This is a genomic window from Okibacterium sp. AC114, from assembly GCF_979253355.1.
In genome coordinates, this window is sequence record NZ_CEEDBR010000001.1 from 1,143,623 (window position 1) to 1,165,573 (window position 21,951).

General features: G+C 67.7%; 18 protein-coding genes, 1 tRNA gene and 1 other RNA gene. 13 read left to right on the forward strand and 7 right to left on the reverse strand.

Features of this window, described 5'->3' with window-relative positions:
- Nucleotides 1-12: 12 nt before the first annotated feature.
- The 5 genes from ACZ6IE_RS05520 to ACZ6IE_RS05540 all read right to left on the reverse strand — a co-directional run bounded on the left by ACZ6IE_RS05520 (nucleotide 13) and on the right by ACZ6IE_RS05540 (nucleotide 3,475).
- The gene (locus ACZ6IE_RS05520) at nucleotides 13-681 is read right to left on the reverse strand and encodes a DedA family protein (RefSeq protein WP_464607124.1); all 669 of its coding nucleotides are present in this window, start codon (nucleotides 679-681) and stop codon (nucleotides 13-15) included.
- A gap of 87 nt (nucleotides 682-768) precedes the next feature.
- A complete protein-coding gene (locus ACZ6IE_RS05525; protein ID WP_079727262.1) occupies nucleotides 769-1,467 on the reverse strand; it encodes a DedA family protein in 699 nt (232 codons plus the stop codon).
- A gap of 124 nt (nucleotides 1,468-1,591) precedes the next feature.
- A tRNA-Leu gene (locus ACZ6IE_RS05530) sits at nucleotides 1,592-1,673 on the reverse strand.
- Nucleotides 1,674-1,687: 14 nt separating this feature from the next.
- Complete coding sequence (locus tag ACZ6IE_RS05535; protein WP_464607125.1) at nucleotides 1,688-2,161, reverse strand: hypothetical protein; 474 nt, start codon at nucleotides 2,159-2,161, stop codon at nucleotides 1,688-1,690.
- 51 nt (nucleotides 2,162-2,212) lie between these two features.
- The gene (locus ACZ6IE_RS05540) at nucleotides 2,213-3,475 is read right to left on the reverse strand and encodes an MFS transporter (RefSeq protein ID WP_464607126.1); all 1,263 of its coding nucleotides are present in this window, start codon (nucleotides 3,473-3,475) and stop codon (nucleotides 2,213-2,215) included.
- Between the two features lie 49 nt (nucleotides 3,476-3,524).
- Between ACZ6IE_RS05540 and prfB the strand changes: the two genes are divergently transcribed.
- The 5 genes from prfB (at nucleotide 3,525) to ACZ6IE_RS05565 (ending at nucleotide 10,176) form a co-directional block, all read left to right on the forward strand.
- Nucleotides 3,525-4,634, forward strand: coding sequence for a peptide chain release factor 2 (gene prfB / locus ACZ6IE_RS05545; protein WP_464607127.1), 1,110 nt, complete (start codon nucleotides 3,525-3,527; stop codon nucleotides 4,632-4,634).
- 104 nt (nucleotides 4,635-4,738) lie between these two features.
- Complete coding sequence (gene ftsE, locus ACZ6IE_RS05550; protein ID WP_464607128.1) at nucleotides 4,739-5,797, forward strand: cell division ATP-binding protein FtsE; 1,059 nt, start codon at nucleotides 4,739-4,741, stop codon at nucleotides 5,795-5,797.
- Nucleotides 5,794-6,708 (forward strand): permease-like cell division protein FtsX, encoded by a 915-nt coding sequence (ftsX, locus tag ACZ6IE_RS05555; RefSeq protein ID WP_464607129.1) that lies wholly within the window; start codon nucleotides 5,794-5,796, stop codon nucleotides 6,706-6,708. Before ftsE ends, ftsX begins: the two co-directional genes overlap by 4 nt.
- Before the next feature lie 126 nt (nucleotides 6,709-6,834).
- Nucleotides 6,835-7,311 carry an SsrA-binding protein SmpB gene (gene smpB, locus ACZ6IE_RS05560; protein WP_077053523.1) on the forward strand — a complete coding sequence of 159 codons (477 nt, stop codon included), beginning with the start codon at nucleotides 6,835-6,837 and terminating at the stop codon, nucleotides 7,309-7,311.
- A 171-nt stretch (nucleotides 7,312-7,482) separates the two neighbouring features.
- Nucleotides 7,483-10,176, forward strand: a complete 2,694-nt coding sequence (locus ACZ6IE_RS05565) for an AAA family ATPase (protein WP_464607130.1) — start codon at nucleotides 7,483-7,485, stop codon at nucleotides 10,174-10,176.
- Here ACZ6IE_RS05565 and ACZ6IE_RS05570 read toward each other — a convergent pair.
- Complete coding sequence (locus ACZ6IE_RS05570; protein ID WP_464607131.1) at nucleotides 10,169-11,557, reverse strand: glycosyltransferase family 2 protein; 1,389 nt, start codon at nucleotides 11,555-11,557, stop codon at nucleotides 10,169-10,171. The two genes, ACZ6IE_RS05565 and ACZ6IE_RS05570, sit on opposite strands and share 8 nt — an antisense overlap.
- A 339-nt stretch (nucleotides 11,558-11,896) precedes the next feature.
- On the opposite strand from ACZ6IE_RS05570, the gene ACZ6IE_RS05575 reads away from it, so the two are divergent.
- From ACZ6IE_RS05575 to ACZ6IE_RS05605, 7 genes are all read left to right on the forward strand, one after another.
- On the forward strand, nucleotides 11,897-13,255 hold the full coding sequence (locus ACZ6IE_RS05575) for a nucleotide sugar dehydrogenase (protein WP_464607132.1): 1,359 nt from the start codon (nucleotides 11,897-11,899) through the stop codon (nucleotides 13,253-13,255).
- 104 nt (nucleotides 13,256-13,359) lie between these two features.
- Nucleotides 13,360-14,412, forward strand: coding sequence for an NAD-dependent epimerase/dehydratase family protein (locus ACZ6IE_RS05580; protein ID WP_464607133.1), 1,053 nt, complete (start codon nucleotides 13,360-13,362; stop codon nucleotides 14,410-14,412).
- A complete protein-coding gene (gene glmS, locus ACZ6IE_RS05585) occupies nucleotides 14,412-16,223 on the forward strand; it encodes a glutamine--fructose-6-phosphate transaminase (isomerizing) (protein ID WP_464607134.1) in 1,812 nt (603 codons plus the stop codon). The genes ACZ6IE_RS05580 and glmS overlap by 1 nt, the downstream gene beginning before the upstream one ends.
- Nucleotides 16,223-17,749, forward strand: a complete 1,527-nt coding sequence (locus tag ACZ6IE_RS05590) for a polysaccharide deacetylase family protein (RefSeq protein ID WP_464607135.1) — start codon at nucleotides 16,223-16,225, stop codon at nucleotides 17,747-17,749. The genes glmS and ACZ6IE_RS05590 overlap by 1 nt, the downstream gene beginning before the upstream one ends.
- 18 nt (nucleotides 17,750-17,767) lie before the next feature.
- Nucleotides 17,768-18,553, forward strand: coding sequence for a hypothetical protein (locus tag ACZ6IE_RS05595; RefSeq protein ID WP_464607136.1), 786 nt, complete (start codon nucleotides 17,768-17,770; stop codon nucleotides 18,551-18,553).
- A gap of 157 nt (nucleotides 18,554-18,710) precedes the next feature.
- Nucleotides 18,711-19,080: a transfer-messenger RNA gene (gene ssrA / locus ACZ6IE_RS05600) on the forward strand.
- A 108-nt stretch (nucleotides 19,081-19,188) separates the two neighbouring features.
- Nucleotides 19,189-19,488, forward strand: coding sequence for a hypothetical protein (locus tag ACZ6IE_RS05605; protein WP_464607137.1), 300 nt, complete (start codon nucleotides 19,189-19,191; stop codon nucleotides 19,486-19,488).
- 107 nt (nucleotides 19,489-19,595) lie between these two features.
- On the opposite strand, the gene ACZ6IE_RS05610 is transcribed toward ACZ6IE_RS05605, so the two are convergent.
- Nucleotides 19,596-20,375 (reverse strand): alpha/beta hydrolase, encoded by a 780-nt coding sequence (locus tag ACZ6IE_RS05610; RefSeq protein WP_464607138.1) that lies wholly within the window; start codon nucleotides 20,373-20,375, stop codon nucleotides 19,596-19,598.
- A 101-nt stretch (nucleotides 20,376-20,476) separates the two neighbouring features.
- Between ACZ6IE_RS05610 and ACZ6IE_RS05615 the strand changes: the two genes are divergently transcribed.
- Complete coding sequence (locus tag ACZ6IE_RS05615) at nucleotides 20,477-21,946, forward strand: MFS transporter (protein ID WP_464607139.1); 1,470 nt, start codon at nucleotides 20,477-20,479, stop codon at nucleotides 21,944-21,946.
- Nucleotides 21,947-21,951: the final 5 nt, after the last annotated feature.

The window sequence follows — 21,951 nt, forward strand, 5'->3', positions numbered from 1 at the left end:
GGGGCTGCGGCACTACTCGCTAGTGGCGGTCGTGCCCGCGCGGCGGTCGCGCAGCCAGCCGCGCCCGGCCTTGGTCAGCTCCATCAGAATGGGGATACCGCTCAGCAACACGATCCCGATGATGAAGAACTCGCTATACGTGGCCACGAACTCGATCTGGCCGAGGAAGTAGCCCACGAGCGTGAGGCCGACGCCCCAGGCGAAGGCGCCGATGACGTTGAAGGTGATGAACGTCTTGTACGACATCCGCCCCACGCCGGCGGCAACGGGCACGAATGCGCGGAACACGGGCAGGAAGCGGGCCAGGATGATGGCCTTGCCGCCGTGCTTGGTGAAGAAGGCGTTGGTGCGCTCGACGTTCTCGGGGTTGAAGAAGCGACTCTGTTCGCGCCGGAAGACGGCAGGCCCGGCCTTGCGCCCGATGGCATAGGCCAGTTGGTCACCCGCGAAAGCCGCCACGAAGACACAGAGCGCCGTGATGCCGATGGGTGTGGGCACGACGCCCGTCGCGGTCAAGAGGCCCACCGTGAAGAGCAACGAGTCGCCGGGCAGGAAGGACAGGACGATGAAGCCCGTCTCGACGAAGACGACGACGCAGACGCCGATGAGGACGAAGGGGCCGAACCAGGTGATCAGCCATTCGGCGTCGAGCCAGTCGATGCCGAGGAGTGCGGGTTTCATCAGAGGTTCTCTCTTTCTGTCGTGCCGAATGGCGGGGCAGAGGTGTGGGAGCCGGTGATCCACCCGAGGGTGAAACGTGTGGCGGGGCTATTCGGAGTTGCGAGCGCTTTCGGCGGCAGCCGTCGCGGCGGTGGCCAGTCGAGCCTTCTTGGCCTTGCGCGAGGACTGCACGTAGTGGAACGCGGTGGGGATGACCGTGACGGCCACGGCGGCCAGCAGGATCAGGTCGATGTAGTTCTGCACGAAGTCGCGCACGGGCGGGATGTAGCCGAGGAAGTAGCCGACGAGCGTGAGCCCGGCGCCCCAGATGAGCGCGCCCACGAGGTTGTAGAGCGAGTATTTCTTATAGTTCATGTGGCCGATGCCCGCGGCGATCGGCGCGAACGTGCGCACGATGGGCACGAAGCGGGCCAGGATGACGGCCATGGCGCCGAAACGCTCGAAGAACGCGTTGGTGCGGTTGACGTTCTCGACACTGAACAGGCCGGACTCTTTGCGCTCGAACACTTTCGGCCCGAACTTATGGCCGATCAGATAGCCGACCTCACCGCCCAGGAACGCGGCGAAGCCGATGGCGAGACACACCCACCAGATGTCGAGCTGAATCACGCCCGAGAAGGTGAGGATGCCGGTGATCAACAGCAGCGTGTCGCCGGGTAGCAGGAAGCCGATCAACAGGCCGGTCTCGGCGAAGACGATCGCGCACACCACGAGGAGTGCCCAGGGGCCGACGCCCGTGATGATGGCCTCGGGGTCGAGCCAGGGGATGAGTGCGGTGTGATTCACGGTGAGAGCCTATCCGCCTATCCTGCCGAATCGATGGCAAATGCTCGGGCCACGCTCAATCTCATCCTTCGGGAGGACATCGCCCCCGGGCGAAGGATGTAGAACGAGCATGCACGCCGAACTGTGCGGAAGAAGGGACTTGAACCCTCACGCCCGAAGGCACAGGAACCTAAATCCTGCGTGTCTGCCAATTTCACCACTCCCGCTGGCGCGAATCAGTCTACAAGGGGTGCGGAGCGGCGCGCTTCAGGCTGCGGCTCGTCGAGGCGAAGGCGAGCGCGAAGGCGCCCGAACCGGCCAGCACCACGAGCACCGAGAAGACGAGACCGTAGAAACCGACCGTCACGGCGAGCTGACTCACGGGGCGCGCGATGCCCGCGACGACCGAACCGAAGATGAAGAGGAACGCGGGGCCCGAGACCGAGACGGCCGCGATGATGGTGCGGCGCAGCACGCTGAGCGGGCGGGAGTGGTATTCCTCGCCCAGGTCGGGGCCGGGGATGGCGTAGCCGGGGCCGATGAAGCCGGCGGCGAAACCACCGATGAGCGCGGGGATGATCCACACGCTCCCGGCGAGCACCTGGCCGGCCGTGTCGTTCTGCTGGGGCCAGCCGAGAAGGCATCCGAGAACGATGGTCGTGGTTGCGACGACCATGCTGGTCGCGAACCCACAGAACATCACACCGATACCCATCAGCCCATGCTCACACTCGAACCTGGATGCTGGTCGAAGATCGGCCGAGCGTCAGCGGTGGGAGGTCAGACTCGCGTGCGGGGGGATGTTGCGGGCCAGGATGCCGGCACCCCCGAGCGCGAGCACGGCCATGACGGCGGCGGCGGCCGGCAGGGAGACGACGGCCGTGACGGCGGCGATGAGGAGGGGAGCAGCGGCAGCCCCGGCATCCGTCGTGAAGCGCCAGGCGCCGAGGAAGGGCGCGGGATCGGCCGGCGGCGCGACATCCGCACCGAGGGTCATGAGGATGCCAGAGCCGATGCCGTTGGCGAGCGACTGCACCACGGCGGCGGCGATGAAGAACGCGACGGCGCCCGGGACGTCGTGCGTCAGTGCCAGGAGCGCCATGCCGGCACCGAGCCCGATCATGGCGGGGATGGCGCTCCACTTGCGCCCGTGCTTGTCCATGATCTGGCCGCTCAGGTAGAAGAGGCCGAAGTCGATGGCGCCCGCCAGGCCGATGATGAGCGCCGTGTTGGCCTCGGACACGCCGATCGAGACGGCCCACAGCGGCAACATCACGGTGCGCGCCGAACGCAGCGCCGCCACGAGGGCCGCCCCCGAGCCGAGTTTCAGCAGAATGCCGCGGTGCCGCCACACCGTGCGGAACAGCCCCACCGATTCCTCGGCCACGAGCTCGGCACCGGATGTCGCCACCGCACCCTCGGGCGTGACCTCGACGTTCGGCCGCCCGATCATGGTCGACGGATCGGGCAGCACCACCAGGATGATCGCGGCCAGCACGCAGAACGTGGCCATGATCCAGAACGCGCTCTGCGGCGTGCCCGTGAGATGGATGACGGGGGCCGCCAGCAGAGGCCCGATGAACAACCCGGCGCGGAACGTTCCGCCGAGGGTCGACAGCGCCCGCGCCCGGTAGCGCAGCGGCACATACGTGGTCATGAACGCGTGCCGGGCCAGGGCGAACACGGCCGTCGCGAGCCCCAGGAGGAACACGGCGACGCCCAGCAGGAAAGGGTTCGGAGCGAGGATGGCGAGGAGGACCGCGGCGACCGACACGAACGCCGCGCCGATCATGGCCGCGCGCTCGCCGACCCGGGCCACGAGCCATCCGCTCGGGATGTCGCCGATGAGCTCACCGATCATGAGCATGGCCGACACGACGGCCGCGATGCTGAGGCTGGCCCCGAGCGAGCCCGCCGCCACGGGCAGCAGCGGGATGAGCGCGCCCTCGCCGATGGAGAACAGCAGGGTGGGGAGGAACATCGAGACGGCGAGCCCCTTGACGTTGAAGGGCTGGGCGGCATTCGACATAGACCTTCACCCTACGCCTCGGGCCCGGGCCGCTAGGCTGGAGGGTGACATGGTAGAGCTAGACTTCGGCGATCAGATCGCCCAACTCCGAACCACTTTCTTCGACATTCGCGAGGTCGTGGGGCTCGATCGGCTGCGCGCCGAGATCGAGCAGCTGAGCGCAGAGGCCGGCAAACCCGACCTGTGGGACGACACCGAGAACGCGCAGAAGATCACGAGCGCCCTCAGCCACCGCCAGTCCGAACTGGCCAAGATCACCCACATCGAGCAGCAGCTCGACGACCTCGAGGTGCTGGTCGAACTGGCCAACGACGAGGGTGACGACGACTCGAAAGACGAGGCCGCCGCCGAGCTCGCCTCACTGCAGAAGAGCATCGGCGAACTCGAGGTGCAGACGCTGCTGAACGGCGAATACGACCCGCGCCCCGCCGTCGTCACCATCCGCGCCGGGGCCGGCGGCGTCGACGCCGCCGACTTCGCCGACATGCTGTTCCGCATGTACCTGCGCTGGGCCGAGCAGCACAAATACCCGGCCAAGGTGCTCGACACGAGCTACGCCGAAGAGGCCGGCATCAAATCGGCCACGTTCGAGATCGACGCGCCCTACGCCTTCGGCACGCTGAGCGTCGAGGCCGGCACCCACCGCCTCGTGCGCATGAGCCCCTTCAACTCGGCGGGCAAACGCCAGACGAGCTTCGCGGCCGTCGAGGTCGTCCCGCTGATGGAAGAGGCCGGCGAGGTCGAGATCCCCGACAACGACATCCGCGTCGACGTGTTCCGCTCGTCGGGCCCCGGCGGCCAGTCGGTCAACACGACCGACTCGGCCGTGCGCATCACGCACCTGCCGACGGGCATCGTGGTCAGCTGCCAGAACGAGAAGAGCCAGATCCAGAACCGCGCGGCCGCCATGCGCGTGCTGCAGTCACGCCTGCTGCTGCTGCAGCGCGAGGCCGAGAGCGCCAAGAAGAAAGAGCTCGCCGGCAACATCACGGCCAGCTGGGGCGACCAGATGCGTTCCTACGTGCTCGCGCCCTACCAGATGGTCAAAGACCTGCGCACCGACTACGAGGTCAACAACCCGCAGAACGTATTCGACGGCGACCTCGACGGGTTCATCTCGGCGGGCATCCGCTGGCGCAAGGCCCCGGCCGACGACTAGGCCCCGAGGGTCGGAGCCGACGAGTCTGTGGGAGTCTGTGGACTGCTCACGTCTAGGCGTGTCTGCGGCCCGAATGACGGATGCCTGCTTAGGCTCAATGCGTCATGATTCGCTTTGAGAACGTCACGAAGAAATATGCCGGGACGAAACGTCCCGCCCTCGAGGGTATCGACCTCGAGGTGGCGCGCGGGGAATTCGTCTTCCTCGTCGGTGCCTCCGGTTCGGGCAAGTCGAGCTGCCTGCGTCTGGTGTTGAAGGAGGAGCGGCCGAGCGTCGGCTCCATCTTCGTGCTGGGCAACGACCTCGGCACGATCTCCAACCGCAAGATCCCCTACTTCCGCCGCAACCTGGGCGTCGTGTTCCAGGACTTCCGGCTGCTGCCGAACAAGACCGTCTACCAGAACGTGGCGTTCTCGCTGCAGGTCATCGGCAAATCGCGCGGTTTCGTGCAAGAGGCCGTGCCCGATGTGCTCGCCATGGTGGGGCTCGACAACAAGGCCGACCGCCTGCCCCACGAACTCTCGGGTGGCGAGCAGCAGCGTGTCGCCATCGCGCGCGCCGTCGTGAACAAGCCTCAGGTGCTGCTGGCCGACGAGCCCACGGGAAACCTCGACCCCGCCACGAGCGCCGGCATCATGCAGCTGCTCGACCGCATCAACGCTCAGGGCACCACGGTGCTCATGGCCACCCACGAGGCCGGCATCGTCGACAAGATGCAGCGCCGCGTGATCGAACTCGTCGACGGACGCATCGTGCGCGACGAACGCGGCGGCGGATACGGCAACACGGGCGTCGTGCCCGAGCTGCGCCCAGCCGTCGTCAAGGGCGAACAGGCGGATGTCGCGCGCAAGGAACTCGCCGCCGCCGCGGCTGCCGCCGAACTCGAGACCCAGGCCATCCAGCTGCAGGCCGTCCAGGCCAACCAGGATGCCGCGAACACCGCGCAGGTGGCCCCGCTGTCCGAGCGACGCGAGGCCCAGAACGACACGGGGGCTGCAGCATCCGCCACCCGAAATCAGACGGGCATCGTGAACCTGCCCCGCCGCGACGAAACCCCCGACGAGGTCAACGCGCACCTCTCGCTGGTCGACCGGCTCGGATTGCGCTCGGGTGACGACGAACAAGCAGGAGACGACGAGCAGAACGTGGGTCCGGTCAAATGAGGTTCGGTCTGATCTGGCAGGAAGCCACGACGGGGCTCCGCCGCAACGTCTCGATGGTGATCTCTGTCGTGCTCGTCACCTTCATCTCCCTCACCTTCGTGGGCACGGCCGTGCTCATGCAGATGCAGATCGGCCAGATGAAGAACTACTGGTACGACAAGGCCCAGGTGGCCATCTATCTGTGCACGGCCGACTCGACCGACGAGACGTGCACGGGCGGTGAAGCGACCCCTGACCAGAAGGCCTCCGTCGAAACCGACCTGAAGTCGCCCGCCATCGCGCCCTTCGTCGACAAGTTCTATTTCGAAGACCACCAGCAGGCCTACGACAACTTCCAGGAACAGTTCAAGGACAACGACCTGGCTCAGCTCGTGACGCCCGAGCAGCTGAACGAGACCTATTGGGTGAACCTGAAGGACCCCTCGCAGTCGGCCGTTCTGTCCGAGGCGTTCTCGAGTAAGCAGGGCGTGCAATCGGTCACCGACCAGAGGCAATACCTCGACTCGATCTTCCAGGCGCTCAACGTGGCGAGTTATACGGCCATCGGCATCGCGGGGCTCATGCTCATCGCGGCCGTGCTGCTGATCGCCACCACCATCCGATTGTCGGCGTACTCGCGCCGCAAGGAGATCGGGATCATGCGCTTGGTGGGCGCGTCGAACCGGTTCATCCAGACGCCCTTCGTCTTGGAGGGTGTGTTCGCGGCCGTGATCGGATCGCTGTTGGCGGGTGGAGCCATCCTCGCGATCGTGCACTTCTTCGTCGACGGCTACCTGGCTCCCTCGGCCCAGTTCGTCAACTTCGTCGGGCTGCAGGACGCGTTCATCGTCATCCCACTGCTGATCGTGGTCGGCGTGGTGCTGGCGGCGCTGTCGGCCAACTTCGCGATCAAGCGCTACCTCAAGATCTAGACGACGGGCGGATGTCGCGAGCCCCACGTGTCGAACGTGCCCGGGCTGCGACATCCGCTCTTTCGTTGCTAGACTGAGAGGCTGCCCGCTCGGGCAACGAATTCGCTCGAACGAACAGGAGACGCCGTGCCCAGGGAACGTGGTGAGAAGGTGGTGGCCACCAACCGCAAGGCGCGCCACGACTACCTCATCGAGGACACCTATGAGGCGGGTCTCGTGTTGACGGGCACCGAGGTCAAATCGCTGCGGGCCGGTCGCGCCTCGCTCGTCGACGGCTATGGCTTCATCGAGGGTGGCGAGGCCTGGCTCGATGCCGTGCACATCCCCGAATACAACCAGGGCACCTGGAACAACCACCCCGTTCGGCGGAAGCGCAAGATGCTGCTGCACAAGGAGCAGATCGCCAAGATCTCGCACAAGGTGGCGCCCGGCGGTTACACGATCGTTCCGCTGCGCCTGTACTTCAGCGACGGCCGGGCCAAGGTCGAGATCGCGATCGCCAAGGGTAAGCGCGAATACGACAAGCGCCAGGCCCTGCGCGAGCGCCAAGACACCCGCGAAGCCGCCCGCGCGATGGCGTCGCGCAACCACCTCGGCGAATAGAGTCGTCAGCCTCATCCACAGAGCGCACGAATTGCGCGGTTTGTACGATCAAGGCGCAGATTGCTGCTATGCACTTGCTTGAGCATTTCTCGCGAGTGTGATTAGACTCACCCCTACCGGCGGCGACCCGACCGCGGCCGGGAGGGGAGGTCCCCATGAATGCCGACGTTCATGCGGAATGGCATCGCCATGCACGCGTCCGTCTCCGATAGCACGCCCTTCTTCGACCGCGACGCCGAGATCGAGCGCATTCTGGGCGCGGATGACGAGCACTTCGAGCGCGCCATCCTCATCACCGGACGACCCGGGATCGGCAAGACCCGCCTGCTCGAAGAAGCAGCCGCCCGCGGCGGAGTGCGCACGGCCCTGATCATCACGACGGCCGCCGAGTCGACGTGGCCCCTGGCCGGTTTCTCGCGCCTGTTCGCCGCGCTCGACGATCCTCGTGCCATCGAATTCAGTGGACGCTTCACGCTGCGCTCGACCGAGCCGCAACAGATGTTCCAGGCGGCGCGGGACCTGCTCTCGGTGCTGCGGGGCCTGCGGCTCGAACCCATTCTGCTGATGATCGACGACGCCGACCTGATGGACCGCGAATCCCTCATGCTGCTGGGCTTCATGGCCGGGCGTCTGGCCGGCACGGGGATCAGGCTCGTCGGCACCGCTCGGCGGGTGCCGAGCGGAGAGATGTTCCAGGCGGCGACACGTATCGAACTTCCGGCACTCGGGCCTGCCGACTCGCTGGCGCTTCTGAGCGCCACGTGCCCGCCCACGGCTGACGCGGGGGTGCTCGAGATCGTGTGCGAGCAATCGGGCGGCGTGCCCGCGGCGCTCATCGACGTGGGCCGACACCTGACGCTCGAACAGTTCGAGGGCAGTGTGGCCGTGCCCCTTCCGCTGCCGCACACTGCGCGTGTCCTGGAAGACTCGGTGGCGCGGACAGGGGCTCTGGGGCCGCGACAACGGCTCATGTTGCAGAAGATCTCGCTGCAGGCATCCGCCAATGTCGACGCGCTCACGGCGGATGCGGACGACGCCGAGGTGATCGACGACCTGGTGAACGCCGGTTTCGTGCGCGTGCGCGATCGCGCCGTCGGCATCGCGGACACGCTGCTGCGATCGAGCCTGTATTGGGGCATCGACCCGAAGGTGCGGCGGGTGCTGCATGCAGAGCTGGCCCAGGCGGCCGTCGACCACGCGCCAGAGGTCGCCGTGTGGCACGCGAGCTATACGACCGCCGAGGATGAAGACGCGGCCCGCGAACTCTTCGACGCGGCGGCCGCGTTCGAGCGATCGGGGCGGCGGTCGACGGCGGTCGAATACGCGGAGCGAGCCATCGCCGTCGCACCGACCCGGAACGAACTCCTGCGCCACGTGCTCGACCTGGTGGACGCGTTCTTCCGCCACGGAGAGGTGAGGCTGGCTCAGCGTTATCTGAGGCATGCTCAGCTCGGAGGGGACCGGGCGGCGGGAGCCTTCGTTCTCGCCGAGATACGGGCCGCCGTCGACTACACGGCGACGGGCATCGTTCCCGAACACGAGATCGACACCGCCGTGGCCGTGCACGGCCCGCGCAACCCCACGGGGGCGACGCGGCTGCTCATCGACGCGGCCTACTGGCATACCGAACGCCGGGACTTCGTGTCGGCGCGGCGTGCGATCGACCGGGCCGGCGTCGGGCCGACCTCCAGCGCGGCCGAGAGGGTGCTGCGCGACGCGCTCATGGCCCTGATCGACTCCTACGACCGACCCCAGAATCTGCAGGTCGTCGACGCCGACACGATTCCCCTGCGGCTGCTTCTGCTCGCGGCCGACACGGCCAGCATGTCCGAGGAATACGCCCAGGCGCGCCGCCTCTACGCGGTCGGACTCGCGCGTCTCGACGACGAGAATACGCTGTGGCGGGAGGCTGTGTGGTTCCGCTCCGTCGTGAACGAGATCCGCGCCGGGACCATGAAACGTGCCCGCGAGGCCTATGTGGAATGGCACCGCACGCAGGTGGCGGCGCCGCATCTCGGCGCGCGCGCATCCCGCGTTCAGCTGCGCGCCTGGTATGCGCTGAGCACGGGCGATTACGAGACGGCCGACACCCTTTTCGCCGCGGCCATCGATCGCGCCACCGTCGAGGGCAACATGGCGGTCTCGGCGATCAGCTCGGCGATTCTCGGCACGCTCGCGCTCGCCCAGAAACGATACGAGGATGCCAGACGCCTGCTCGACGACGCCGATGCGACGAGCAACGCCATGCCGAACCCTGCCATCGTGCGGCACCTGCCGGATCTGGCTCTCGCCGAGGTTCTGACGGGGCACCGAACGGCGGCCGAACGCACGTCGGCGCGGCTCCAGGCGGCCGAGGCGCAGCATCCGAGTCGATGGATCGAGTTGTCCATTCCGTTGACCCGCGCGATCGTCGCGCCCGCCGACCGGAGCCTCCCGCTGTTCCGTGAGGCGATCGCCGCCTTCCGCGACGACGACTCGCGGTACCTGCTGGCGCGCACCTGGGAGATGCTCGCCGGTCGCCAGTTCGAGCGCGGTGAGGTCGACGAAGCCTCGCATTCGCACGCCACGGCCCGGGCCATCTACCAGGCCGCCGGAGCGAACGCCTGGATCGGAGCCGCACCGCCCACTGCTGCTGCGGCCGGGGTCGCGGCGCCCCCGGACAACCGATCTGAGACGGCGGCTGTCCTCGACACGCTCAACGAGGACGAACGCCAGGTGGTCGACCTCGTGCTGAAGGGCCTGCGCAACAAGGAGATCGCCGCGACGCTCTACGTGTCGGTGCGCACGGTCGAGCTGCGGCTCACGCGCGTGTATCGCAAGGCGGGGGCGCGGTCGCGATCGCATCTGGTGGCGCTGCTCAACTGACCGGGCTGGATGCCGCCGGCGCGGTCGGTGTGGATGTCGCCGGCGCGCTCGGTGTGGATGACGCCGGCGCGCTCGGGCCCGATGCCGGAACGGATGTCGCCCGCCGCGTGGGGCTCTGCCAGACGCCCGTCGACGTGCCGGACCGCGCCTGCACGAACGCGCGCAGACACAACCAGGCGTCGAGGATGCGCAGCGGGGGATAGGCGATGCCGAGGACGAGATACCCCGGGCGCTTCGCGACGACAGCGGCGAGCAGCGTGAGCGCGTAGTCGGGCAGGACCACGCCCAACAGGAGGGCGAGCGGAGGGGCTATGGTCGCGACATCCACGAGGGGGCCCGTCGTCAGAACGCCCGCGGTTTCGAGAGCCCACCCGAGCGTCGAGACGACCAGCAGGGGCACGAGAGCCACCATGACGATGCTCGAGATGGCCAGCTCGCTCACGAAGAGCGCCAGCGCGGCCCAGAAGCGGTTGAGGCGCGGCTTGTGCCTCAGCAGCGTCTGCCAGAAGCCGAGGTTCCATCGCCGCACCTGCTTGATGTAGTCGCGCAGCGTGTCGGGGTCTTGCGTGTGCGCGATCGACGCGAACGGATGGAATGCGATGCGGCCGAGCTTTTTGGCGTGCACCTCGAAGGTCATGTTGTAGTCCTCGATGGTCAGCCCCTCGGCGGCGATATCGATGTGGGCCAGGATGCGTGAGCGATACATGCTCGCAAACCCGGGCACGATCGCCACGGCGTCGGCGTGCCGGGCGGCCTGCCCGAACTTGTGCAGAAACTGCATGGCGATGTAGACGCGTTCGCGATATGAGGTGAGGATCCGCGCCTCGAGCCCCTGCCTCGGGCCGTCGAGCAGGGTCGTCGCACGCCCGGCCACGGCGACGACGTCGGGGGAGTCGAACAACGCGAGGCCCGTTTCGAAATAGTTTTCGGCGAGACGCGTGTCGGCGTCGAGCAGCATGACGACATCGAATCGGCCCGCGAGGTCGAAATACTCGAGGGCCGCGACGATGGCGCCCGCCTTGCCGCGGTTCGGGTTGAGGTCGTAGACGTTCGCGCCCGCGGCCCGGGCGAGTTCGACGGTGCGGTCTGACGAGCCATCCGACACGACGAAGATCTGGTAGGGCGGGATGAGCCTGCCCGCCGCCCGCAGCGTCTCCTCGATCACGGTCTCCTCGTTGTGCGCCGCGATGACCACGGCGACATCGACGCGTGTCGGACGGTGGCTGAGGGCATCCGCGGGGAAGATCTTGCCGCTGTGACGACGATGGCGCACGCGGAGGGCGCGCGTGGTCTCGACGGCGATGCGGCTGAGGCCCGCGATCGTCCACACGAGCGTGTTCAGGCCGATGGTGAAGAACACCACGATGGCGAAGGTGAGCACGGATCTCCAAAAGTTGGGGCTGTTCAGATCGACGGTAAGCGGATGTCGGCCGCCCGAACCCGCACGCACCCGCAGAGTCACTGCGGAAAACCGCATGGGCCGCCGGAAACCCGCATCGAGGTCGGCGGTCCGCCGCGTTAACCGCACCCTTGGCGAAATGCGTTGACCGCCGGGCCATCCGCGGCGGATCGTGGCACCAGGCAACCCGGACTCTCACCCTGGACGGACTGCTCACCCGACACACGATCCGGCCCGAACCGCGATCGTGCCGCAGGGCCCCCGACCTCCTGAACCCGGATCGGTGTGCCGTGCGGTACTGCCACATACCCAGGAGAACCCATGTCTACTCTCACGACGACCCGCACCGCAGATCACCCGGAAGAACCCGACAACCGCCCGGAATGGATCTTCAGTCAGACCCCCTCGAAACCCCACGCCACGTTCGATTACGACCTCGCCATCGTGGGTCTCGGCTACGTCGGCCTGCCGACGGCCCTGGCCTATCACCACGGGGGCAGCCGCGTGCTCGCCCTCGACGTCTCCGAACGCCGGCTCGACGACATCCGCGGCCACCGCGCCGACCTCGTCGAGGCCGACCGTCACCGGCTCGACGTCGCCGAGAACGACGAACGCTTCCACCTGACGAGCGACCCCACCATGCTGGCGAAGGCCCGCGCCATCATCATCTGCGTGCCGACGCCCGTCGACCGTCACCTCATCCCCGACCTCACCATCCTGAAGAGCGCGTGCGACATGGTCGTGGCGCAGGCCGTGCCGGGTCAGCTCGTCATGCTCACGTCGACCACCTACGTCGGCTGCACCGAGGACTTCGTGCAGAAGCCCCTCGAAGCCCGCGGATTCCGCATCGGCGTCGACGCCTACGTGTCCTTCAGCGCAGAACGCATCGACCCCGGCAACGAACGCTTCGACCACGACGATGTGCCCCGCGTGATCGGCGGCGCGACGCCCGAGTGCGAAGAGGAAGCCGTGCGCGTCGTCTCGCGCTACACCACCAACATCCACCGCGTCTCGTCGGTTGCCGCCGCCGAGATGACCAAGCTGTTGGAGAACACGTTTCGCGCCGTCAACATCGCCCTGGCCAACGAGTTCGCGGACATCTGCTCGACGCTCGACATCGACGTCACCGAGGTGATCGACGCCGCCGCGACCAAACCCTACGGTTTCATGCCGTTCTACCCCGGCCCGGGCGTCGGCGGCCACTGCATCCCGTGCGATCCGCACTATCTGCTGTGGCAGCTGCGCGAGCAACGCGTCAACGCACCGCTCATCACGCAGGCCATGACCGAGATCGCCTCACGGCCCGGCCGCATCGTCGACGGGGCGCGTGACGTGCTCGCCCGCGGTGGGATCGCCTTAGCCAACGCTCGCATCCTCGTGGTCGGCATCGCCTACAAACCGGATGTCTCCGACCTGCGCGAATCGCCCGCCATCGAGATTCTCTCGGGACTGGCCGAGCACGGAGCGACGGTGGGCTTCGTCGACAACCACTTCGCCGGTGTGCGCCTGCCCGACGGACGCCTGGTGGATGCCGTCATCGATGCCGCCGGTTTCGACGCCGACCTCATCCTGCTGCACACCAAGCACACGGGCACGGACCTGAACTGGGTGCGCACCGACCAGCTCGTGCTGGACGCCACCTACCGCGACACCGAGCTGGCCCAGAGCCGCGTCATCTGACGCGCGCGGCTCGGCTCGCCGGGACACACCCGCACCGCACCACATCCGCACCACACCCGCACCACCCACCGACTTTTTTTGCAGCGCTTGAGGGGAACAGAATCATGAGAAGTGTCATCACCGGAGGCGCCGGTTTCATCGGCAGCCACCTCGTCGAATATCTGCTCGCGGCCGGCGACGACGTCGTCGTGCTGGACGACATGTCGACGGGAGCGCCGCGCAACCTGCTAGGCGCGCTCGCCGACCCGAAACTCCGCCTGGTGCAGGGTTCCATCCTCGATCGTTCGGTGGTCGAGGACACCATCCGCGGAGCCGACCGGGTGTTCCACCTTGCAGCCGCCGTAGGGGTCAGGCTCATCGTGGAACACCCGCTGTCGAGCCTGCGCACCAACATCCATGGCACCGAGAACGTGTTGGATGCGTGTCTCGCGAACAACGCGAAGCTGCTGCTGGTGTCGACGAGCGAGGTGTACGGCAAGAACACGGCCGACAAGCTCTCGGAGGACTCCGACCGCGTGCTCGGTTCGGCGCTCACCTCGCGCTGGACCTATGCGGCCTCGAAGGGTATCGACGAGGCCTTCGCCCACGCATATCACACGCAATACGGCCTGCAGGTGGCCATCGTGCGCCCCTTCAACACGGTCGGCCCGCGCCAGACCGGGCGCTACGGCATGGTCGTGCCCAACCTCGTCGGCCAGGCACTGCGCGGCGAACCGCTCACGGTCTTCGGCGACGGCCAGCAGACCCGCTGCTTCTCCTACGTGGGGGATGTCGTGCCCGCCCTGGTGCGCATCGCCGAGGCCCCCGCGGCCGTCGGCCGGGCGTTCAACCTGGGCGGCGCCGAGGAGATCTCGATCGAACAGCTGGCCCTTCGCGCCCTGCGCGTGACCGGTTCGTCGAGCAGCATCACCTATGTCCCCTACGAAGCGGCCTATTCCGAGGGATTCGAGGACATGCGCCGCCGCGTGCCCGACAACACGGCGGCCTTCGACCTGGTCGGTTTCGTTCCGCGGACCACGCTCGACGAGACGCTCGCGCATGTCGCGGCGGCCATCGCCGAGACCACCAAGGCCGACCGCCAGCGTTCGGCCATCGTCGACCCCACCAAGGGCGGCGCCCGCGTCGCCGAGGTGGCCCAGGCCGGCTGGGCCCGCTGATGTGCGGCATCGTGGCCGCGCGGGTCGAGGCCGGCGCGGCACCGTTCCTGTTGCGGGCCCTCACCCTCCTCGAATATCGGGGCTATGACTCCGCCGGCGTGGCCATCGTGACGGAGGATGCCTCGACCGCTGTCATCCGTTCCGTTGGCCGCGTCGGCGGTCTGACGACGGATGTCGCGGCCTGGTCGGGTGCGCCCCTCACGGGTCTCGGCATCGGTCACACCCGCTGGGCGACGCACGGCGCCGTGACGACCCGCAACGCGCATCCGCATCGAGATTGCACGGGACGCATCAGCGTCGCCCACAACGGCATCATCGAGAACCACCGCGCCCTGCGGCAGGAGCTCGAGGCCGACGGCCACGTCTTCGCATCGGACGTCGACTCGGAGGTCGTGTGCCACCTCATCGAGGACCACCTCGAGTCGTCGGGCGACCTGCTGCGCTCGGTGCACGCGGCCACCCGTCGCCTCGAGGGCTCGTGGGCGCTCGTCGTGACGGATGCCGAAACGGGCCGTCTCGTCGCGGCCGCCCACCATTCACCCCTGATCGTCGCCTCGTCGGCGATCGGAGATTTCGTCACCAGTGATATCGGCGCCATCGCCGACTGGGTCGACGAATACCGGACCCTCGTCGACGGCGACATCGTCGAACTCGCCGACGAGCTGGTCTGGACCCGAGACGGACAGAGGACGGCCACCCCCCAGGCCGCCCTCTGTCCCTTCACCTCGGCGGCGCTCGAACGCGGATCGCACGCCGACTACATGGCGAAGGAGATCGACGAGCAGCCCGCCATCGCGGCCCGCATCCTCGACGACCTGGTGCCGCACATCGCCGACGGCTCGCTGTGGCGCTCGCTCGAGGCGCCCGCCTTCGAGCGCATCGCGGTGCTCGGCTGTGGCACGTCGCTGAACGCCGGGCGTGTCATCGCTCGCGCGTTCGGCGCCCTGGGCGGCATCCCGACGGTTTCGGTCGTGGCGTCGGAGGCCTCCGAGACCATCCTCGACCCGGGCACCCTGATTCTGGCGCTCAGCCAATCGGGTGAGACGGCCGACATCCTGCGGGCGCTCGATCAGCTCGAACCCGTTTCGGCGGGGCTCGTGGCCGTGACGAACAACCCGGCGTCGAGCGTCGCCCGCCGGGCCTCGAGCGTCGTCGATTGCAACGCCGGGCCCGAGATCGGTGTCGCCGCAACCAAGACCTTCGTCGCCCAGGTGATCACGGGGGTGGCGGTCGCGGTATCGGCCCTCGTGGACACGGGGCGCATCGACCGGTCGCGCGCGGCCGATCTGACCGACGATCTGCGCCGGCTGCCCGATCTGCTGGCTCAGGCCCTCGAGGTCTCGAAGGGTGTCGTCCCCGGCATCGTCGACGAGGTCCTCAATCGGTCGGGCTTCATCTTCCTGGGCCGCGGCCCCGGCGTCGTCTTCGCCGAGGAGGGCGCCTTGAAGCTGAAGGAGATCAGCTATCGCTGGGCCGAGCATTACCCGGCGGGCGAGCTGAAGCACGGCCCCTTGGCGCTCGTCGACCAGGGCACACCCGTGATCGTGGTCGACAACGGCGACCCGAGGCTGGCGTCGAACCTGTCGGAGGTCGCGGCTCGCGGCGGCCGGGTCATCACCATAGGCGGTGCGGGAAGCACCATCCCCGCCGTCGGCATGAGCGTGAGCCGACCGCTCGTCGGCGGGATGGACCGCTGGGGTCCGCTCGAGGCGGTGGTGCCGCTGCAGCTCTTCGCCCGCGAACTGGCCCTGCGGCTCGGACTCGACGTCGATAAACCGCGCAACCTCGCGAAGTCGGTGACGGTCGAATGATGAACACACTGACCTTTAGCTCGCTCCGCGACGACGCCGAGCAGCAGCCCGGGCGTTCCGAGCGCTCCGATACGCGGCCTCCGATGATCGCCGTGATCCTGGCCGTGGTGGCCGCACTCGCACTCATCCTGTCGCCGTTCGTGAAGACATCCGGGCCCGCCGATGCGGCCACCGTGAAGCCGCGCACGACCGTGAGCCTCACGTTCGACGACGGCAACGCCAACCAACTCGCCGCCCTGCCCGCCCTGAACGCGCAGAACATGAAGGCGACGTTCTACATCGTCTCGGGTTTCGTGGGGGCACCCAGCTATATGACCCGAGCGAACCTCGACACCTTGAAGGCGGGTGGACAGGAGATCGGCGGACACACCGTCAGCCACGCCGACCTCGCCACATTGCCCGCCGACGAGGTGCGCCGTCAGATCTGCAACGACCGCTCGACGCTGCTGGGGTGGGGATATGCGGTGCGCAGCTTCGCCTACCCGTTCGCCTCGTCGACACCCGATGCCGAACAGGCTGCCGCATCGTGCGGGTACAACAGTGCACGCATGCTCGGCGACATCCGGTCGCGGTTCGGATGCCTCGACTGCGCGTATGCCGAAACCGTGCCGCCGGCCGAGCCCTACTACACGAAGGCACTCGACCAGGTCGACAGCACCTGGACCCTGACCGACCTCAAGAACTCGGTGACGCGCGCCGAAGCCGCCGGAGGATGGGTGCAGTTCACGTTCCACAACGTGTGCGCCTCGGGGTGCGGCGACCTCAACGTCACGCCGACGGTGCTCGCTCAATTCACGAGCTGGTTGGCTCCGCGCGCCACCACGGGCAACACGGTCGTGAAACCCGTCGGCGATGTCGTCGGCGGAGTCGTGAAACCTGCCGTCGCGGGCCCCGCCATCCCCGCCCCGACGGCCGGTGCCAACGGCGTGGTCAACCCGGGTCTCGAAACCGACGGCCCGAACGGCCTGCCGAAATGTTGGATGCAGGGCGGCTACGGCGCCAACACGGCCACCTTCGCCACCACACCGAACGCGCACACGGGCACCCGGGCCGAAACCGTCACGGTCTCGGGTTACACCGACGGCGACGCCAAGGTGCTGCCGGCCTTCGACCTCGGTAGTTGCGCCCCCGCGGTCACGCCGGGCAAGACCTACTCGATGCGGGCCTGGTACACCTCGACGACCGTCACCCAGTTCGCGGTCTATGTGCGGAACGCCTCGGGCGGCTGGCAGTACTGGACCTCGAGCCCGTGGTTCTCGGCATCCCCGAGTTACACGCAGGCCGTGTGGCAGACGCCCGCCATCCCGGCCGGCATCACGGGCATCAGCTTTGGGTTGAACATCTTCGCCAACGGCAGCATCACGACGGATGATTACGCCCTCTACGACAGCGTGGGTGCGCCATCCGTGTCGCCCACCACGTCGGTCGCGTTGAAGTCCGCCGCGGCCCCGCCGCCCGTCACAGCGCCCGTCGAGGCGCATACTCCCACCGAGAGTGCGACCAGCCGTGGCAGTGTGAGCCCATGACCGATCGGATGGTGTGACGTGGGGCTCGGTGCGGTGCGATCGTCGGCACTCGCGTCGGCACTCGCGTCGGCGCTCGGAATGAGCGCCGTGCTGGGCCTCACCCTCGTGCTCGCCGGCTGTGCGTCGGCGGGCACGGTGCGGGTGCTCGCGACGCCCGGCTATCCGTGGCACACCGACATCGTGGCGACGACCTTCTGGGTGGGCGAGCTGTTCGACCCGTCGGCCTCGGACGGTTCGCAGGTGTACTCGACCTACGATTCCCGGTGGCAGCAGAGCTACGGCGGCTGCGACGGCATCGTCGTCGACACGGTGTGCCAGACGGAACGTCGTTTCGCGGCCGACGACTACTTCCCGACGAGCATGACCCCCGCCGAGAACCCGTTCTACCTCGATCTGCCCTTCGACGACATCAACGACGATGCGGCCTTCGGCCGGCGCGACACCGTGGTGCCGTGGGCGGGCGACCCGGGATATGTCGAGCACGCGGGCGATCGCGACTTCAGCTATCTCAAGAATCGTTGGGTCGAGCTGCGCCTCGGCGATCGCACGTGCTTTGCCCAGATCCAGGACGCCGGGCCGGGGGAGTACGACGATGCGGCCTACGTCTTCGGAGCCGGCGACGCCCGCCCGCAGAACGCCCGCTACGGCGGCGCCGGCATGGATGTCTCACCCGCCGTCAACGCCTGCCTCGGGTTTCGCGATCTCAACGGCGACACCGATCGCGTGAGCTGGCGGTTCGCCGAGAACAACGAGCCGCCGCCCGGACCGTGGACTCGCCTCATCACGACCAGCGGCGTGCAATAGGGCAGCGGTGCCACGGTCGTCCGTATCGACGCTGGCGCTCGGCTGGCATGAAGGCTATACTGAAAAGCTGCGTCCGAGAGGCGCTCGATCCGGTCCGCCGGTTCATAAGTCAACAGAGTGTGAGAATGACCCGCTGCGATCTATCGCGGTGTTTCGAGGGGATGATCGGTTTCGACATTGCCTGCGAAACTGCGAGAAGCGGGCCGAGGATGCAGGGTTATCTCGTAAACGATCTCTGCAAAATATAGGTGCCAATTCTAAGCGCACCGACTTCGCCCTAGCCGCCTAGGCTAGCTTCGAGGTCCGTCAGACCGGGTTCGCTCTCGTCCCGGACCCTGGCGCCATTTAGAGAGCTTGCTGCGTCGTCACGCCTGAGGGCGACGCGGGACTTTTTCTCGGGCTGGGCCTGTCACCCTAGATGCCTGTAGCAAAGGGTGGGGCCGAGTAGAACGTCTCAACAGGCTACGCCCGTAGAAGGCGCAGAATCACAGCAGTGGACGGGGGTTCAATTCCCCCCATCTCCACCATCGGTCGTTCTCACACTCTCGCGACACCAGCGGGCCGTCCTTCGGGGCGGCCCGCTTTTTCGTGTCGGCCCGCTTTTTCGTCGCGGTTGGGCGTCCTATTCTGGACTGATGCCTTCTTTTCGCGTGACGATCGGTGTCGGCGCGGTGCGGCCGGGCGTCCACCCCGCCGATGTGCTCCCCACGGTCGCGGATGCCGCAGCCACCCTCACGGTCGTGGAAGCGTCCGATCTGCAGATCGTCGGCGGCCTGCCCCGCATCGTCGTGCGCTTCGAGGCCGAGGACGACGAGATCGCGCGCCAGGTCGGCGAGCACGCGCTCGCGGTGTTCGGCACGATCGCCGAGGCGCGCACGGCCGCGCTCACGCGCCGCAACAAGAACCGCTGGCTCCCCGTCACCTTCGAAGGCTGACGGAGAAGCGCGCCGCGGATTCGCTGACGATTCCTCGGGGCTCCAAACTTCGTCGTGTCGTCGGCCACCTGATGGCTTCGCAGCGAGGCGACGCGACAGAACCGCTTCTAGCCGACGAACGCGTCGATCGCGTCGGTGATCTCGGCCCGCACATCCTCGTCCGACACCGTCGAGGTGCCGTCGCCCGGCTGCACACCGTAGTCGCCGAAGTCGGCGTGGTTCGCGCCGTCGAGCTCGACGAACTCGGTGTCGGCGGGAAGCCGACCCGAAGCATCCTCGATCTTGGCGGGGGTCGAGAGGCCGTCGTTGCTGCCGCCGATGCTCAGCACGGGCAGGCCCGACTGCGAGAGGTCGTTGGCGCAGTAGCTGCCGAAGAGAACGAGACCCGCGACATCCTCGCTATCGGCCCACTGGCAGGCGCGCACGCCGCCGAGCGAGTGGCCGCCGACGAACCAGTCGGTCACACCGGGTGCGGCCTCGGTGAAGGTCGAGAGGGGGCGTTGGTCGAAGAACGCCAGGTTGAGCGTGGGCTTCGTGATGACGACTGTGAGGCCCGATTCTTCGACGGCGCCCGAGAGCTTGTAGAGGTAGGCGTAGGGGTCGACCTTGGCGCCCGGAATGAACACGAGCCCCTCGCCGGATGCGTCGGCCCCGCCATCTTCGCCCGTCGGCGTCATAACGATGCTGTCGCCCGTGTCGGTCACCTGCACGGCCGCGTCGTCGAACACCTCGATGGTGGCGCGGCGGTCGCCGGGCATGACGATCTGCGTCCACACCACGAAGGCCACGACGGCGAGCACGAGGGCCAGCAGCGCGAGCCACCCGGTCGTGCGGATGCGGCGGCGAATCGTTCCGGCGGGTTTCGCTCCCGCGCGTTTCTCGGACATGGTGCTCCTCACTCGGCCGCTCCGCACCGGCGGAACGCGTCCCGTCAACCCTATCGGCGGGCCGCCTGGGCCGCGCCCGCCGGGAGTATGCTTCCCCGTATATGTCGTCCTCACTCGCCAACGCCCTCAGCGGCCGTCAACGCTGGCAGGCCTTCGCCGTCTGCGTCTCCGTAGCAGCCCTCACCATCCTCGACCTGTCCAAGGTCAACGTCGCGCTCCCGTCGATCGAGAAGTCGCTGGGCGCCGGCCCCGCCGAACTCCAGATCATCGTGGCGGGCTATGCCCTGGCCTTCGGTCTCGCGCTCGTGCCGGCCGGCCGTCTCGGCGACCTGCACTCACGGAAGGCCATGTTCGTCGTGGGCCTCAGCCTCTTCATGGTCTCGAGCCTGGCGTGTGCCGTCGCCCCCAACATCGAGTTCCTCATGGTGGCGCGCATCGTGCAGGGCATCGCGGCCGGCATCCAGATGCCCCAGGTGATCGGGCTCACGCAGCAGCTCTTCCAGGGCGAGGAGCGCGGGCGGGCGTTCGGGCTCTTCGGCGCCACGATCGGTGTCTCCACCGCCTTCGGCCCCACGCTCGGCGGCCTGCTCATCGCGGTCGGCGGGCCCACGGATGGCTGGCGCTACATCTTCGCGATGAACGTGCCGCTCGTCATCATCCTGTTGCCGTTCGCGCTCAAGCTCTTGCCCGCCAAGCAGGAGCGTTCGCCGGGTTCACGCGAACTCGACCTCGTCGGCATCCTCATCTTGGCCGTCGCCACCTTCAGCGTCATGTTGCCGTTCGTGCTCACGACGGGTGGGCCAGACGATCAGCCCGCTCGCTGGTATCTGCTCATCCTGGCGGCCATCGCGGCGGCCGCCTTCGTGCTGTGGGAGCGCCGCTACAAGCGCATCGGCAAATCGCCTGTCGTGCACTTCGACCTGTTCCGCAAGGGTTCCTATCGCAACGGCCTGCTCATCGCCATGGCCTACTTCGCGGCCATGCCCGCCATGTTCCTGTTGACGACTCTGTTCCTGCAGCAGGGCATCGGGCTCGAGCCGGTGTTCGCCGGCATGGTCAGCATCCCGTTCGCGCTCTCGTCGGCCGTCACGGCGTGGTACGGCGGCACGATCGTCAACCGGGTGGGTCGCAAGCTCGTCGTGATCGGCATCGTCATCGTGCTGATCGGTTTCTCGATGGTGCTGCTCGCCGCCGAGCTGCTGCCCGCCGACGTGGCGATCTACGGCATGGGTGTCGGCATGCTGGTCGCCGGCACGGGTGGCGGTTTCGTCATCTCGCCCAACCAGACGCTCACGCTCGCCGAAGTGCCCGTCGAGCAGGGCGGCGTCGCGGGTTCGATGGCGCAGCTCGGCCAACGCGTCGGAACGGCCATGGGCACCGCGGCGGCGAGTGCGGCGTTCTACGCGACGATCTACTCCGAGACGGGGTCGGTGCCGAAACTCGAGGTGTTCCACGACGCGTTCCGGGCCGGCTTCGCCGTGACCCTGACCCTCGTGGCCGTGGCGTTGGTGCTCGGTTTCCTCGACCTCGGGGCACGCAAGCGGCGCAAGCGTTCAGCTCACACCGCCTAGCCGCT

Bases quoted from the DNA above. Each gene is read 5' to 3' on its own strand.
- ACZ6IE_RS05520 (WP_464607124.1), bottom strand. From the start codon at position 681: ATGAAACCCGCACTCCTCGGCATCGACTGGCTCGACGCCGAATGGCTG.
- ACZ6IE_RS05535 (WP_464607125.1), bottom strand. From the start codon at position 2,161: ATGGGTATCGGTGTGATGTTCTGTGGGTTCGCGACCAGCATGGTCGTC.
- ACZ6IE_RS05540 (WP_464607126.1), bottom strand. From the start codon at position 3,475: ATGTCGAATGCCGCCCAGCCCTTCAACGTCAAGGGGCTCGCCGTCTCG.
- prfB (WP_464607127.1), top strand. From the start codon at position 3,525: ATGGTAGAGCTAGACTTCGGCGATCAGATCGCCCAACTCCGAACCACT.
- ftsE (WP_464607128.1), top strand. From the start codon at position 4,739: ATGATTCGCTTTGAGAACGTCACGAAGAAATATGCCGGGACGAAACGT.
- ftsX (WP_464607129.1), top strand. From the start codon at position 5,794: ATGAGGTTCGGTCTGATCTGGCAGGAAGCCACGACGGGGCTCCGCCGC.
- ACZ6IE_RS05565 (WP_464607130.1), top strand. From the start codon at position 7,483: ATGCGGAATGGCATCGCCATGCACGCGTCCGTCTCCGATAGCACGCCC.
- ACZ6IE_RS05575 (WP_464607132.1), top strand. From the start codon at position 11,897: ATGTCTACTCTCACGACGACCCGCACCGCAGATCACCCGGAAGAACCC.
- ACZ6IE_RS05580 (WP_464607133.1), top strand. From the start codon at position 13,360: ATGAGAAGTGTCATCACCGGAGGCGCCGGTTTCATCGGCAGCCACCTC.
- glmS (WP_464607134.1), top strand. From the start codon at position 14,412: ATGTGCGGCATCGTGGCCGCGCGGGTCGAGGCCGGCGCGGCACCGTTC.
- ACZ6IE_RS05590 (WP_464607135.1), top strand. From the start codon at position 16,223: ATGAACACACTGACCTTTAGCTCGCTCCGCGACGACGCCGAGCAGCAG.
- ACZ6IE_RS05605 (WP_464607137.1), top strand. From the start codon at position 19,189: ATGCCTTCTTTTCGCGTGACGATCGGTGTCGGCGCGGTGCGGCCGGGC.
- ACZ6IE_RS05610 (WP_464607138.1), bottom strand. From the start codon at position 20,375: ATGTCCGAGAAACGCGCGGGAGCGAAACCCGCCGGAACGATTCGCCGC.
- ACZ6IE_RS05615 (WP_464607139.1), top strand. From the start codon at position 20,477: ATGTCGTCCTCACTCGCCAACGCCCTCAGCGGCCGTCAACGCTGGCAG.